We start from the raw sequence: 14,912 nt of genomic DNA, 5'->3' as shown, positions 1-14,912 counted from the left end.
GCATGAGGAAGGGGCGGGGCCGACGGGCCCCGCCCCTTCGTGCTGCTCGGCACAGAGGTCAGTCCGTGGCGAGGGCGAAGACGTGCAGGTCGGTGTTGTCCGGCAGGCGCACGCTGCTGATCCGCTTGCCTGCCGGGGCCTCGTACGGCTGGGTGGCGAAGACGTAGGTCGTCACCACGTCCTTGTCGGTACCCGCGACGTTGCGGTACGTGGTCTTGGCCACCACCGTGTTGCCGTACTGGACGGTCCCGCCGCCTCCGCCGACGGTCCAGTCGGTGAAGGAGAGGTCGACGGTGCCGGTGGTGCCGTCGGTGTAGGTGACGGTGGCCTTGGTCTGCTGGTTGCCGTTGACCGCGCTGCCGACGAAGGACAACCGGGCCGCGGGCGAGGCCAGTTCGATGCTCTGACCGGCCGCGGCGGCGTTGTCCGGGCGTCCGCTCGGCGAGTCCGGCCAGGTGAACGCCAGGCCGTCCACCGTGCCCTGCCCGCCCGACGCCAGGCCGGCCGCCGCCAGGGCCTGGCGGGAGTAGCTCCAGCCGCCCCCGTCGTAGTCGGCCTCGTCGTGGTCGCCCTCGTCGTCCGAGATCCCGGTGTTGTCGTAGGCGGCCAGCAGGCTGCCCGGGGCCGCCACCGTGAGGGACACCGGCTGCTCGTAGGACTGGCTGCCGGAGGTGACCGTGACGTTCGCGTCGTAGAAGCCCTGTTCGGCGTCCGGCGCGGCGGTGAGCGTGATCTGCTGGGCGCCGCCGGTCACCGTGCCCTCGGCGGGGGTCGCCGTGATGCCGGACGGGGTCCGGACACTGAAGCGGACCTCGGGCCCCTGGCCGCCGTTCAGTGACAGGGCCCGCACGTCGATCGTCGTGGTGTCGCCGGGCGCGAGCGTCGCCGTGGTCGGGCCCACACCGATCTGGTACGACTGCTCACCCTCCCGGAAGGAGGGCGGGGCGGCCGACGGAGCGCTGCCCCAGGCGCGGTCGGGGGTGGCGGAGAGGGTGTAGTCGAGCCGGCCGCCGTCACGGACGAAGCTCGCCGGCAGCCAGGGGCGCTCGCTCACCTTGCCGTTCACCTTCAGGGACCGGATGTACGGGGATCCGGCCGCCGCACCCGTGGCGCGGACGGAGATGTCCTTGCCGTGCGTCCGGTGGATGTCGATCTGCTCGAACAGCGGGGAGGCGAGGACGAGTTCGGCGCGGGAGGGTACCTGCGGATACATCCCCATCGCCGAGAAGACGTACCAGGCCGACATCGCGCCGAGGTCGTCGTTGCCGGGGATGCCACCCGGCTGCGTCGTCCACAGTTGCCGCATGGCGGCGCGGACGGTCTCCTGCGTCTTGTAGGGCGCGCCCGCGTAGTCGTACAGGTAGGGGACGTTGATCGAGGGCTCGTTGTCGAGTTCGGACTTGGCGCCGCCGCCACCGGTGAACGCCCAGCCGCCGTCGGCGTCGTGGAAGAAGTCGTCCAGGCGGGCGAGCGCCGCCTCCCGGCCGCCCATCGCCGCGAAAAGGCCGGCCGGGTTGTGCTGGACCATCCAGGTGTACTGGGCCGCCGTGCCCTCGACGAAGCCGTTGCCGGTGTCCGGGGTGAAGCCGGTGACCCAGCTCCCGTCGGCCTTGCGGTTGGCGATGTAGCCGCCGGAGGGGTGGGCGGCGACGTTGAAGTTGTTCTGCCACCACTGGGCGCGCTCGGTGAAGGCGGCGGCGGTCTTCTTCTGCCCGGCCGCTTCGGCGAGTTGGGTCAGGGCGAAGTCGGACGTGGACATCTCCAGCGTTTCGGCGGCGCCGCCCCAGGCGTTGGAGACGGACGGCATGTAGTGCAGCTTCAGGTACTTGTCCAGGGAGGGCCGCTGGCCCGCCGACAGGACCGGTTTGCCCGCCGGGGACAGGTCCTGCTCGGTCGGCACCGTCGCCGCCTTCACCAGGGAGGCGAGGGCCCCCTTCAGGTCGAAGTCCGTGCCGCCGAAGGCGTGGATGCCGGCGAGGGCGGTCGGCGAGGGGTCGCCGTTCATGACGTGGGTGCCGCTCGCGCCGTGCAGCCAGCGGTCCCACACACCGCCGTTCTGGCGGGCCAGCTCGTACAGGGACTGGGCCACGTCCGAGCCGGTGTCCGGGCTGAGCAGGGTCAGCAGTTGCACCTGGTCGCGGTACTGGTCCCAGCCGGAGAAGGTGCCGTACTGGGCCTGGTGGCCGCGGCCCACGGTGTGCACCTTGTCGTCGGCGCCGCGGTATCTGCGGTCGGCGTCGCTGATGACGTTGGGGTGCAGCAGGGAGTGGTAGAGCGCGGTGTAGAAGGTGGTGCGCTCGTCGTCGGTGCCGCCGCCGACGCGGATCGCGCCCAGTCGGTCCCGCCAGGCGCGGCGGGCCGCGTCCTTGACCGAGTCGAAGGAGCGCTGGGGCGGGTTCTCCGCGGCCAGGTTCGCCTCGGCGCCGGCCCGGCTGACGTAGGAGATGCCGACCTTGACGCCGACCGGGCCGGTGCCGGGCGCGAACTCCACATAGCCGCCGGCGCCCTTGCCCGCCACGGGCCTGCCGCCGCTGGAGAAGCCTCCGGCACCACCGCTCGCCGAGGTCGAGCCCGGGCTCAGCTTGTCGTCCTGCCAGGTGCCGGTCGCCTTGAAGGCCCGGTCGAAGCGGGCGGTGAAGTACAGGGTGTAGTAGGCGCGGCGGCCCTCGGGGTCGAGGTAGCCGCAGAAGTTGCCGGAGGTGACGGACCCGGAGACGGTGCGCTTGGCCGGGTCGATGGTGATCGACGAATCGGTCGAGCCCACCTCGGAGTTGGCGGTCCGGATCAGCAGGGAGGAGGGTTTGCCCTGCGGGTAGGTGAAGCGGGCCGAGCCGGTGCGCTCCGTCGCCGTGAGGTCGGCGGTGACGCCGGAGGCGAGGCCCACCGTGTAGTGGCCGGGCTCCGCGTGTTCGTCGGTGTGGCTGAAGCCCGAGGCGTAGACGGCGTCCTTGGTGTCGGCGGCGGGCGAGGAGGTGACCTCTCCGGCGTACGGGAAGAACGGGATGTCACCGCTGCCGCCCGCGCAGCCGGTGCCGGACATGTGGGTGAGGCTGAAGCCGCGGATGCGGGTGGCGTCGTACTGGTAGCCACCGGGCGCGGCCGTCCTCGTGGCGTCGCCGTTGGTGTTCTCCGGGCTGAAGGAGAGCATCCCGAACGGGGTGACGGCACCGGGGAAGACGTTGCCGCCGTTCCTGGTGCCGATCAGCGGATCGACGTACCCGGTCGGATCCGTGACCAGGCCGTGTGAGGAACCGGGTGGTGCGGTGGTCGCCGCAAGGGCGGGGGTGGCACCGCCGACCGCGAGCACCGCGGCCAGCAGCAGGGATGATGTCGGACGGAATCGCATGACGCGGCCCCTCCTCCTCCGGACGGGTCGCGCACCACGGGTCGCACAAGCCTCAGGGACAGTAGCGTGCGCCGGTGGCATCACGGAAGACCGCGTACCGGTGCGCCGGCGCGCCCCGTACTCACGCGGGCGAAGTCCTGGACACAGGGCATTGACATCGTTGTCGGCAGGCGCAGTAGAGTCATGCACAGACCAACTACGACAACGTTGTCGCACCAGGGTGTCGCACAAGCCGGCGTCACCGGTGGGTGAGGTGGGAGAGCTCCGAGCGACGGGTTCCGGTCCGTCACTGTGGGAGCGCTCCCACCTCACTGGTGAGTGAAGCTAGCGTGGACGGCGGCGGCTGTAAACGCCTGACGCACGTCCAGCGCACGCCCTGGCACACGTCCGGCACACGTCCGGCGCCAAAAGGGCGGGGCCGCACCCCCGTTGCCGGGGATGCGGCCCAACTGCCCTGCCTGATCGGTTACTTGCGGATCAGGCTGCGCAGCACGTACTGCATGATGCCGCCGTTGCGGTAGTAGTCGGCCTCACCGGGGGTGTCGATGCGGACGACCGCGTCGAACTCGACACCGGTGTCGGTGGTGACCTTCATCGTGCTCGGCGTGCGGCCGTCGTTGAGCCCGGTGACACCGGTGATGGAGAAGGTCTCCTCGCCGGTCAGACCGAGGGAGGCGGCCGACTGGCCCTCCGGGAACTGGAGCGGCAGGACGCCCATGCCGATGAGGTTCGAGCGGTGGATGCGCTCGTAGGACTCGGCGACGACGGCCTTGACGCCGAGCAGCGCGGTGCCCTTCGCGGCCCAGTCGCGGGACGAGCCGGAGCCGTACTCCTTGCCGGCCAGGACGACCAGCGGGATGCCCTGCTCGATGTAGTTGCGCGAGGCGTCGTAGATGAAGGAGACCGGAGCACCCCCGTCACCTTCGGCGGCCCGGGTGAAGTCCCGGGTGTAGCCGCCCTCCGTCCCCGGCGCGATCTGGTTGCGCAGGCGGATGTTGGCGAACGTGCCGCGGATCATCACCTCGTGGTTGCCGCGGCGGGAACCGTAGGAGTTGAAGTCGCGGCGCTGCACGCCGTGCTCGGTGAGGTACTGGCCCGCCGGGGTGTCGGCCTTGATGGCACCGGCCGGGGAGATGTGGTCGGTGGTGACCGAGTCGCCCAGCTTGGCGAGCACCCGGGCGCCGGCGATGTCCCCGACCGGGGCCGGGTCCATCGTCATGCCCTCGAAGTACGGGGGCTTGCGGACGTAGGTGGACTCGGCGTCCCACTCGAAGGTGTTGCCGGTCGGGATCGGCAGCGACTGCCACTGGGCGTCGCCGGCGAACACGTCGGAGTAGGACTTGGAGAACATGTCCTCGCCGATGGCGTTGGCCACGACGTCGTTGACCTCGGCCTCGGTCGGCCAGATGTCCTTCAGGTGGACCGGGTTGCCGTCCTGGTCGACACCGAGCGCGTCCTGGGTGACGTCCACCTTCATGGAGCCGGCGATGGCGTAGGCGACGACCAGCGGCGGGGACGCCAGGTAGTTCATCTTGACGTCGGGATTGATCCGGCCCTCGAAGTTGCGGTTGCCGGAGAGGACCGAGGTGACCGCGAGGTCGTGCTCGTTGACGGCCTTGGAGACCTCCTCCGGCAGCGGGCCGGAGTTGCCGATGCAGGTGGTGCAGCCGTAGCCGACGAGGTTGAAGCCCAGCTTGTCCAGGTACGGGGTCAGGCCGGCCTTGTCGTAGTAGTCCATGACGACCTTGGAGCCCGGCGCCAGCGTGGTCTTGACCCACGGCTTGCGGGTCAGGCCCTTCTCCACCGCCTTCTTGGCCACCAGCGCGGCGGCGACCATGACGTACGGGTTGGAGGTGTTGGTGCACGAGGTGATGGCCGCGACGGTGACCGCGCCGTGGTCCAGCTCGTAGGTGGTGCCGTCGGGGGCGGTGACCGGGACCGGGTTGGACGGGGCGCCGTTGGGGTGGACGGCCGGGGCGTCGGAGGCCGGGAAGGACTCCACGCCCGCCTCGTCGACGGTGTCGACGTAGTTGCGGACGTCCTGCTTGAACTGCTCGGCGGCGTTGGCCAGGATGATGCGGTCCTGCGGGCGCTTCGGGCCGGCGATGGACGGCACGACGGTGGACAGGTCCAGCTCGAGCTTCTCGGAGTAGTCCGGCTCGGCGCTCGGGTCCAGCCAGAGGCCCTGCTGCTTGGCGTACGCCTCGACGAGCGCCAGCTGCTGCTCGGGGCGGCCGGTCAGGCGCATGTAGTTGATGGTCTCGTCGTCGATCGGGAAGATCGCGGCGGTGGAGCCGAACTCCGGCGACATGTTGCCGATGGTGGCGCGGTTGGCCAGGCTCGTCGCGGCCACGCCCTCGCCGTAGAACTCGACGAACTTGCCGACCACGCCGTGCTTGCGGAGCATCTCGGTGATGGTCAGCACCAGGTCGGTGGCGGTGGTGCCCGCGGACAGCTCGCCGGTGAGCTTGAAGCCGACGACCCGCGGGATCAGCATGGAGACCGGCTGGCCGAGCATGGCGGCCTCGGCCTCGATGCCGCCGACGCCCCAGCCGAGGACGCCGAGGCCGTTGACCATGGTGGTGTGCGAGTCGGTGCCGACCAGGGTGTCGGGGTAGGCCTTGCCGTCGCGGACCATGACGACGCGGGCCAGGTGCTCGATGTTGACCTGGTGGACAATGCCGGTGCCCGGCGGGACGACCTTGAACTCGTCGAAGGCGGTCTGGCCCCAGCGCAGGAACTGGTAGCGCTCCTTGTTGCGGCCGTACTCCAGCTCGACGTTCTGCTTGAAGGCGTCGTTGGTGCCGAACTTGTCGGCGATGACGGAGTGGTCGATGACCAGCTCGGCCGGGGCCAGCGGGTTGATCTTCGCCGGGTCGCCGCCGAGCTCCTTGACGGCCTCGCGCATGGTGGCGAGGTCGACGACACAGGGCACGCCGGTGAAGTCCTGCATGATCACGCGGGCCGGCGTGAACTGGATCTCCTGCGACGGCTTGGCCTGGGAGTCCCAGCTGCCGAGGGCACGGATGTGGTCGGCGGTGATGTTCGCGCCGTCCTCGGTGCGGAGCAGGTTCTCCAGCAGCACCTTCAGGCTGTAAGGCAGTCGGGCCGAGCCCTCGACCTTGTCAAGCCGGAAGATCTCGTACGACTCGTCGCCCACCTGCAGCGTGCTGCGGGCGTCGAAGCTGTTCGCCGACACGACAGTCTCCTTCATTCATGTGCGCGTACCACCACGATCCTGCCGCCACGGCAACTCGAGCGATCCAGTAAGGTAAGGCTAAGTTAGGTCACCCTTACTGAGTGGCGGCTGTGGTGCACCCCGGCAGATATCTCGATGTCGAGATAACTCTAATACATGGGGGCCGGATGGTCATGCGCGGATCGACTGTCCGCTGTCATCCAATCGAGGCGTTTGACAGCGAACCCAGTCGTTCTCACTTCCTTGCCAGCGAACCTAGTCGTACGAGGGGACGTACTGGGGGTGCTGGGTGACCGTACCGGTCGGAGTGGATCTTGCGGAGCCTTATGTCGAGCTGTCGTACGTGGACGCTGTACGCGAGTGTCGGCGGCGCCCGCTGCTGGACTGCGTGACGGCGCGGTTCGAGGACGTGCCCGCGGTACGGCCGTTTCGCTGGTCGCGCGGTGAGCGTCACTTTCCGGGCTGGTACTGGGCGGCGACGACCGGGCGGCACGTCGGTTTCGAGTCGTGGCTGGAGCGGGACCGGCTTGTGCTGATGGACTTCGATCCCGGGGTGATGGGGATCGCCTCGCAGCCGTTCTGGCTGCACTGGCACGACGGCGAGCGTGAGCGCCGGCACGCGCCGGACTACTTCGTGCGCCGCACGGACGGCTCGGCGGTGGTCGTCGATGTCCGCGCCGATGAGCGGATCGAGCCGAGGGATGCGGAGGCGTTCGAGGTAACGCGCTTGGCCTGCCGTCAGGCGGGGTGGGGCTTCGAGCGGGTCGGTGTTCCGGACGAAGTGCTGCTGGCGAACGTGCGGTGGCTGTCGCGCTACCGGCATCCCCGGTGCCGACGCGGGCCGGTCGTGGACCGGCTCCGGGAGGTCTTCGCGGCACCGGTCCCGTTGATGTCCGGGGCGGATGCGGCTGGTGACCGACTTGGGACGCTCCCCGTCTTGTTCCATCTGCTCTGGCTCCAGAAGCTGGCGGCCGACGGAATGGCGGTTGAGTTGCTGGGGCCGTCCACCGTCGTGCGTCTGGCGGATGGGGGCCTCCGGTGACAGGGGTGGGTAAAGAGCGGCGGGTGCCTCCAACGGCCAGGATCGCGGAGTTCCCACAGACGGCTGCTGAACAGGCCCGCTGGTGGGAGAGGCACATTCTGGAGGTTCTGGACGGCTTGCCGCCGGATGCTCCTGCGGGGACGGTTCCGCGCTCGGAGTTCGACCCGGAACGGAACTCGCTGGCTCAGCGGGAGCGGGCCAAGGCGGCCGAGCTGACGGGGGCCGGGCACGCGATGACGGCCAGCGGTGTCAAGCAGCGGCGCCAGCGTTATCAGCGGGACGGGCTGGTCGGACTGGCCGATGGCCGGTCGGCCAAGCAGATGCCGTCCTTCGGCCGGGTGACCCCGGCGGTGGTCGAGGCGATGCGGCAGGCGATCGACGAGACGGCCGAGGCGTCGTCGAGGACGATCGGGTTCGTGGTCTGGCAGGCGACGCAGATCCTGGCCTCCCGTGAGGACGCCCAGGACATCGAGGTGCCCTCCCAGCGCACGCTCTACCGGCTGTTCGACAAGCTGGCCGCCGGCACCCATGCGACCGGCTCAGCGAGCACGCGCCGTTCGGTGAACGCGCGTCCGGCCGGACCGTTCGGGGAGGTGCCGGCCTGCGCGCCGGGCGAGTGGATGCAGATCGACTCCACACCGCTGGACGTCCTGGTCCGGCTCGACGACGGCATTACCGAGAAGGTCGAGCTGACCGCCATGATCGACCTGGCGACCAGGTCACTGGCCGCCGCAGTCCTGCGGCCGACGACGAAAGCGGCCGACGCTTCCGCACTGCTGGCCCGGAGCATCACCCCGGAGATCATGCGTCCCGGCTGGCCGGAAGCTCTTCGGATGTCGAGATCGGCGCTGCCGCACCGACGGCTGATGGCCTTGGACGAGCGGCTGGAGCACGCGGCTGGGAGGCCGGTGATCGTGCCGGACACGATCGTCTGCGACCACGGCAAGGTCTTCATATCGAACAACTTCCGCGCGTCCTGCCGCTACTTGGGCATCAGCCTCCAGCCGACGCACAAGGCGTCGCCCTTCGAGAAGGGTGCGATCGAGAAGACACTGGGTTCGGTGGCAACTCTGTTCGCGCAGTTCGTCGCGGGTTACACCGGCCGGTCGGTGGACCGCCGGGGCCGGGGCCTGGAGAACGGACCGCTGTGGTCCCTGCCCGAGCTCCAGGGCCTGCTCGACGAGTGGATCGTCATCTGGCAGAACCGCCCTCACGACGCGCTGCGAGACCCGGACTCACCGAAGCGCGCGTTCACGCCGAACGAGAAGTACGCGACGCTGCTGGAATCGTGCGGCTACGTTCCGGCCCCGTTCAGCGGCGAGGACTACGTCGAGTTGCTGCCCGAACGCTGGCAGGCGATCAACTCCTACGGCATCCGGATCAACCACCGAACCTACGACGACGCCAAGCTGGCCCCGCTGCGCCGCCAGCACTCCGGGGTGGCGGAGAAGAAGGGGCTGTGGGAGATCCACTACGACCCCTACGACGTCTCCCGTGTCTGGCTACGCGACCGCCGCAGCGAGCCGGCCCGCTGGATCACGGTGTTCTGGAAACATCTGCACCGCGTCGGCGTCCCGTTCGGCGAGATGGCCTGGGACCACGCCCGCGAACAGGTCCCAGACGGGACCGAGGCACAGATCGCCGATGCCGCCGCTGACCTGCTGCGACGGGCCCACGACGGATCGGCCCAGCGGAAGGGTCGTGCGGCAAAACGGTCCCGGCGCGTCGCCGCGCAGACCCGGGCCACTGCCTCCGACCGGCCGGTCCCCGATCCGCCCACCGCCGAAGCAGTTCAGGACGACCAGGCGGACACCGAGTCGGCGAAGGTCATCCCGCTGGGCCTGTTTGATCCGCTCGCCAACCCCTGGAGGCGTCCGTGACCATCTCCGAACCCGCAGCCCGGCCGACTTCTCTGCGGGAAACCGATGCCGAGACCAACCGGCAACTGACGACCCTGGAGGGATGGCGGAAGTTCACTGCGGGCCCACCCCAGCCCCCGGTCCTGCTGACCCTCGCTGAGCTGGGCAAACTGTCTCCGGTCGAGCGGGCGCTCTATGACGAGGACCGGCTCGATCATCACGCCCGGATGCTCGTGGTCGCCACCTCGTTCGTCGAGAAGACGGTGGTCTGCGGCCGACGGCTGGTCCTGCTCAACCGGCACGCGATCAGCGCTCGTCGCGGCCTGATGGTCTCGGGGCTGCCCGGCACGGGCAAGACCAGCGCCCTCACCCAGCTCGGGCTCGCCCACGAACTCCTCGACCGGGCCCGCCACCCGAACGTCGCCGACCGCATCCCCGTGCTCTACATCACCGTCCCGCCCGCGGCGACCGCACGCATGATCGCGGCCGAGTTCGCGCGCTTTCTGGGTCTGCCGATCCGGGCCAGATCAAACATGACCGACATCATCGAAGCGGTGGTCGGCGTCTGCACGGACACCCGCACCGGCCTGGTTCTGGTCGACGAAATCCACAACGTCTCGCAGGTCACACGAGCCGGTGCCGAGGTCTCCGACACCCTGAAGTACTTCTCCGAACGTCTCCCCGCGACGTTCGTCTACGCGGGCATCAACCTCGAAACCAGCGAACTGCTGGCAGGCACCCGGGGCGCCCAGATCGCGAGCCGCTTCACCCTCGTCCCCACCCGCCCGTTCCCCTACGGTGACGAGTGGAAGGGCCTGGTCGCGACCCTGGAACAGACTCTTCTCCTGCACGACCATCCACCTGGCAGTCTGGTCAAGTTGGACCGGTACCTCCACAAACGAACTGACGGCATGATCGGCGCGCTGTCCCACGCGATCCGAGGCGCCGCGATCGACGCGATCCTCAACGGCACAGAACGCGTGACGAAGAACGGCCTTGACGCAGTCCCCCTGGACCACGCTGCGGAAACGCCGAAGAAGAACCAGCTGAAGTGACCCGCCCAGCGCCTGAGCTGCCCCACCGGTTGGCTCCACTGCCGGTTCGACTACGCCCCTGCGCCGGCGAGATCACCGACTCCTACGTCCGCCGCCTCGCCCGCGCGAACCATCTCAAGCCGAGCTATCTGCACTGTTTCCTCAACGGACCGCCCTTCTGGTTCGGCAAGCCCCAGCTCGCCCGTCTGGCCGCTGTCTCCGGACGCTCCGAGGAGTCCCTGGACCGGGCACTCGCTGACGCCAGTTCCCCGCGCGGCCGCATGAAACCCAACCCACGCACATCTCGGACAGAGCTGTTCCCCGGCCAGCCCCATCTCCCCCTGCTCATCTACATCGACGCCCGCAGAGGTCACACCATTCAGGACCTGGCCCTACGGCACCAAGTCCCTCGACGTCTCGTCCGCCTCGCCCTGGACACCATGCAACCTCCTCCCCGAGGAGTCGACCGGAGCTATGGAGGCTTCGACAACGACCTCATCAAGGACATCCGGGCCATGGCAGATGAGGGCCTCGGGCCGAAACAGATATGGCTGAGGCTCATGGACGACTACGAAGCCTCCGTGTCCTACAGGATGCTCCGCCACTACGTCCGTCAGTACTGCCCTCCACGGCACAATGCCGCAAAAGGAAGCCCCCGCTCTACCCAGGGGTCCTTTCGGTAATTCCCTGAATCGAGCCGAGATGTCCCGTCTCAGTCGATCTGTTCACGTTGGCGCCCTGTCGGTGGGGGCGACAAGCGATCGTCTCTGCCACGGCCGACGATCGGGGCGACATCACTTCGTCAACTCCAGAATGCGGTCGAGTGTTCGGCGCCCCATTCTGCTCATCGTCGGATTGCTCTCGGCGCAGTACCAGACAAGACCCATCGCCTGTTCGAAGGCCCATGCCTTGCCGCGCTCCCACTCCAGATCGTCGCAGACCAGTGTCCGCCGGAGCACTTCCCGTGGGCCCGGTTGCAACAGGTGCCAGACGCTGACCAGATCCAGCGCGGGGTCGGCCGGGCCGAAGCCGCCGGTGTCGAGTACGCCGCTGAGCCGGTCTCCCGTGACCAGTACGTTGCCAGGAATCAGGTCACCATGGCTCATCACGTCGGCAGCCGTGCGTGGCAACTCCCGGAGGTGGCTCCACACCTGGCGCAGCCGGGGCACGTCGTGCATCCCCTTGCTCTCCTCGAAGCACTTCGCCATCCAGTCGTCGTGGTGAGCGAGAACGCCGCCACGATTCTCGCCACTAAAACGCCGCCCCCGCGTCTCGGCGTCCCGCAGGGCTGCGATGAAGGCCGCAAGGTCCTCGGCGAAAGCGTCCGACCCACTCGGGTCGGCATCGAAGGCGACCGTTCCCGGCAACCATGTCTGGACCGACCACGGCATGGGGTAACCCACTCCAGGCTTTCCGAGGGCGACGGGTTCCGGAACGGGGAACCGAGACACCTGCGCCAGCTCCGCGCTCGCCTGGGCCTCCCGTTCCAGAACCGCCAGCGCCTCCGCGGCATCAGTCAGACGCAGCGGGAAACGCGCGGAGAGGTCGCCCCCGATGCGGAAGATGGCGTGGACCGTCCCCGTCGACGACAGCAGTTGGATCGCCTTGCCGCTCCACTGAGGGAACTGTTCTTGGATCAAGGTCGCAACGATGTCGGTGGTCACGTCCACTTGGTCATCGTGCATGGTCAATCTCGCAGGCACTTCAACTAGTCCAGCTCGAAACGACGGAAGCAGTCCAGATCAACTGAGACGACAGCCAGTATTCAGACGCCAGGTTCCAGATCAACTGAGATTTTTTCGGCCACCCAAGTGTCTCAACCGTTCTGGTCGCCCCAGGTCACAGCTGCGGCTTCGGACCAGATCGGGGGGCCGGTAAGAACTCTGTCACCGATCCTGCTGGCTTATTCGGGATCACGCAGCGAGGTCGAGGTCGAGTTGGGTGAGGTGGCTGGTTCGGGCGCGGTCGAGGGGATGGCCGTTCCACCAGGGCCGACTGGGACAGCGAGATCCGGCACTTCGTTACCAAGTGCAGGGTGGGGGCCGACTACGCCATCACGCAGATGTTCTTCGACGTCGAGGACTATCTGCGGCTGCGCGACAGGGTGGCCGCGGCGGGCTGCGACATCCCGATCATCCCCGGAGGTCATGCCCGCCACCGACGTCCGCCAGATCGGCCGCTTCGCTGAACTCAGCGGCGCCGCCTTCCCCGAGGAGCTGGCGCACGCTCTGTAGGCCGCGCGGGGCGATCCCGCGCGGGGACACCGCGTCGGTGTCGAGTACGCCACGGCCATGGCCGAGCGACTGCTCGCCGAAGGCGCTCCCGGACTGCACTACATCACGCTCAACAGGTCGACGGCGACGCTCGAGATCCACAGTCGCGTCCTGGGGGCGGGGAGTGCGCGGTACACCCTGGCGGGGGCCGCTGACGGTGTGCGCCTGAGGCACGTCGCCCGTCACTCCGGCGCGGAGGAGGCAGCCCGCCGGGGCCCCTTCGCGCCGTGGTGGCACCGGCCCAACACCCCGCGGTCTCAGGCACCTTCGCGGACGTCCGGGATGTCGAGCAGGCGAAGGAACGCGGTCGCCGCGGGGGTGCGGCTGTCGGGGGTCCAGACGACGTACTCGACGCGGGCCGGTGCGTCGGTGACCTGGATCGTGGTCACGCCGCTGAGTTGGGGCACGTATGCGGAGGGCAGCATCGCCACGCCGAGGCCCTGTCCGACCAGTCGTGCCAGGAAGTCCGCGTTGGTCACTTCGAATGCGACGTCACGGGTGAGCCCGGCGGCGGAGAAGGCCAGGTCGGACTGGATGCGGCCGGCGGTCTTCGCCGGTAGGTCCACGAACTCCTCCGAGGAGAGTCGTCGCAGATCGACCGGTCCCTCACTGGCGAGGGGGTGATCGGGTGCCACCACGGCGACGAGCCGGTCGCGCCCGATCACATGGGCCTTGACCCCCTCGGGCCGCACCGTGGTGGGGAGCCCGAGGAAAGCGACCTCGATGCCCCCTTCCCTGACCTGCTCGACGAGTTCGTCACTGGCGCCCACGCGCAGGCTGATGCGCACTTTCGGATACTGTCGCCGGAAGTGGCGCAGGGTGCCCGGGATGTCGACGGCGGCGACGGACGGAATGACGCCGACGGAGAGCAGTCCGCGGACTTCGCCGATGGCGGCGGCGACCTCGACGGTCGCGCGCTCGGCGGCGGCCAGGCACTGGCGGGCGGCCGGGAGGAACGCCTCGCCTGCCGACGTCAGCCGCACCCGGCGGGTGGTGCGCTCGAAGAGCTTGGTGCCCAGCTCCTGCTCCAGACGCGCGATCTGATGGCTGAGGGCGGACTGGACGACGAGACAGCGCTCGGCGGCACGAGTGAAGCTCTTCGTCTCGGCGACGGCGAGCACATAGCGCATCTGCTGGAGCTCCATGGGATTCATCTTGCTTCAAGATAAATAAGATGACAAACATGTGTTGGACTCATTGATGGCGTGCGGGTCAGAATCAGAGCGTGCCTCGTCCGGGCTCGCGGAATGCCCCTCCGTGGCGCTGGAAGGACCGTCGGTCAAGCAATTTCCCCTCGTATGTTCCGGCGGGCTTTTCACGGCGTGAGCGCGGGCTTTTCCCCGCCGCAGACATTCGGCGCCGATGAATGGATCCGGGCAGCACCAATTCGAATTTCAACGGAAAGGACCGGCCCGTCATGACCAGCACGCCGTCCAGTCAGCAGGCGGAGACCGCCGTCGACATGTGGTTCGACCCCCGCTGCCCGTGGGCGTGGATCACGTCGCGGTGGCTGCTCGAGGTGGAGCAGACGAGGTCCATCGAAACGCGGTTCCACGTGATGAGCCTCTCGGTCCTCAACGAGGGGCGGGAAGTGCCGGAGAAATACCGGCAGGGCCAGATCGACGGCTGGGGCTGCGTGCGGGTCTGCATCGCCGCCGAGGAGCGGTACGGCACCGAAGTGCTGCGGCCGCTCTACAACGCGATGGGAACCCGGATCCACCACGAGAAGGGAGGCCTGGGACGGGACATGATGCTCGCGGCCCTCGCCGACGTCGGTCTGCCCGCGGAACTCGTCGAGGTGGCGGACACGACGGAGTACGACAAGGAGCTGCGCCTCAGTCACCACGCCGGCATGGACCCCGTCGGCTCCGAGGTCGGCACTCCGGTCATTCACGTTCCCGGCGCCGACGGCGAACTCATCGCGTTCTTCGGGCCGGTCGTTTCCCCCGCCCCGTGCGGTGAGGCCGCCGGACGCCTCTGGGACGCCGTTCTCGCCATGGCCGACACCGACGGATTCTTCGAGCTGAAGCGCACGCGCGACCGCGATGCCATTTTCAGCTAGCCCGAGCTGCTGCCCTTCCGCAGGAGCACAAGGCCGAGCGGTCCGGCTGCGGACAGACCTTCACTCTCAGGGAATGATTGACGTGAACGCAGATTCG

8 protein-coding genes and 1 pseudogene are annotated in these 14,912 nt (G+C 68.7%); 5 read left to right on the top strand and 4 right to left on the bottom strand.

What is annotated here, in order from left to right:
- Window positions 1–58 precede the first annotated feature (58 nt).
- Both ACIHCX_RS05885 and acnA read right to left on the bottom strand, forming a co-directional pair.
- Window positions 59–3,346: a GH92 family glycosyl hydrolase gene (locus ACIHCX_RS05885; RefSeq protein ID WP_400026988.1), complete on the bottom strand. Its 3,288-nt coding sequence runs from the start codon at window positions 3,344–3,346 to the stop codon at window positions 59–61.
- 466 nt (window positions 3,347–3,812) lie between these two features.
- Window positions 3,813–6,545, bottom strand: coding sequence for an aconitate hydratase AcnA (gene acnA / locus ACIHCX_RS05880; RefSeq protein WP_400026986.1), 2,733 nt, complete (start codon window positions 6,543–6,545; stop codon window positions 3,813–3,815).
- Between the two features lie 289 nt (window positions 6,546–6,834).
- On the opposite strand from acnA, the gene ACIHCX_RS05875 reads away from it, so the two are divergent.
- The 3 genes from ACIHCX_RS05875 (at window position 6,835) to ACIHCX_RS05865 (ending at window position 10,501) form a co-directional block, all read left to right on the top strand.
- On the top strand, window positions 6,835–7,587 hold the full coding sequence (locus tag ACIHCX_RS05875; RefSeq protein WP_400026984.1) for a TnsA-like heteromeric transposase endonuclease subunit: 753 nt from the start codon (window positions 6,835–6,837) through the stop codon (window positions 7,585–7,587).
- A 362-nt stretch (window positions 7,588–7,949) separates the two neighbouring features.
- Window positions 7,950–9,467, top strand: a complete 1,518-nt coding sequence (locus ACIHCX_RS05870; RefSeq protein WP_400027695.1) for a Mu transposase C-terminal domain-containing protein — start codon at window positions 7,950–7,952, stop codon at window positions 9,465–9,467.
- 32 nt (window positions 9,468–9,499) lie between these two features.
- Window positions 9,500–10,501, top strand: coding sequence for a TniB family NTP-binding protein (locus tag ACIHCX_RS05865; RefSeq protein WP_400027693.1), 1,002 nt, complete (start codon window positions 9,500–9,502; stop codon window positions 10,499–10,501).
- 773 nt (window positions 10,502–11,274) lie between these two features.
- Here the strand turns inward: ACIHCX_RS05865 and ACIHCX_RS05860 are convergent.
- Window positions 11,275–12,165 carry an aminoglycoside phosphotransferase family protein gene (locus ACIHCX_RS05860; RefSeq protein ID WP_400026982.1) on the bottom strand — a complete coding sequence of 297 codons (891 nt, stop codon included), beginning with the start codon at window positions 12,163–12,165 and terminating at the stop codon, window positions 11,275–11,277.
- Window positions 12,166–12,473: 308 nt separating this feature from the next.
- Here ACIHCX_RS05860 and ACIHCX_RS05855 point away from each other — a divergent pair.
- Window positions 12,474–12,882 (top strand): annotated as a pseudogene (locus tag ACIHCX_RS05855) (methylenetetrahydrofolate reductase); the annotation flags it as partial.
- 128 nt (window positions 12,883–13,010) lie between these two features.
- Here the strand turns inward: ACIHCX_RS05855 and ACIHCX_RS05850 are convergent.
- On the bottom strand, window positions 13,011–13,898 hold the full coding sequence (locus ACIHCX_RS05850) for a LysR family transcriptional regulator (RefSeq protein ID WP_400026980.1): 888 nt from the start codon (window positions 13,896–13,898) through the stop codon (window positions 13,011–13,013).
- A gap of 272 nt (window positions 13,899–14,170) precedes the next feature.
- Here ACIHCX_RS05850 and ACIHCX_RS05845 point away from each other — a divergent pair, with 272 nt between their 5' ends.
- Entirely contained in the window at window positions 14,171–14,815 is a 645-nt protein-coding gene (locus ACIHCX_RS05845; RefSeq protein WP_400026978.1) for a disulfide bond formation protein DsbA, read from the top strand.
- The last annotated feature ends 97 nt before the right edge of the window (window positions 14,816–14,912 follow it).

Origin of the sequence: Streptomyces sp. NPDC052043 (assembly GCF_044548235.1) — a bacterium.
In the GTDB taxonomy this organism is placed as follows: Bacteria; Actinomycetota; Actinomycetes; order Streptomycetales; family Streptomycetaceae; genus Streptomyces.
This window is presented reverse-complemented; position numbering and strand designations above follow the sequence as displayed.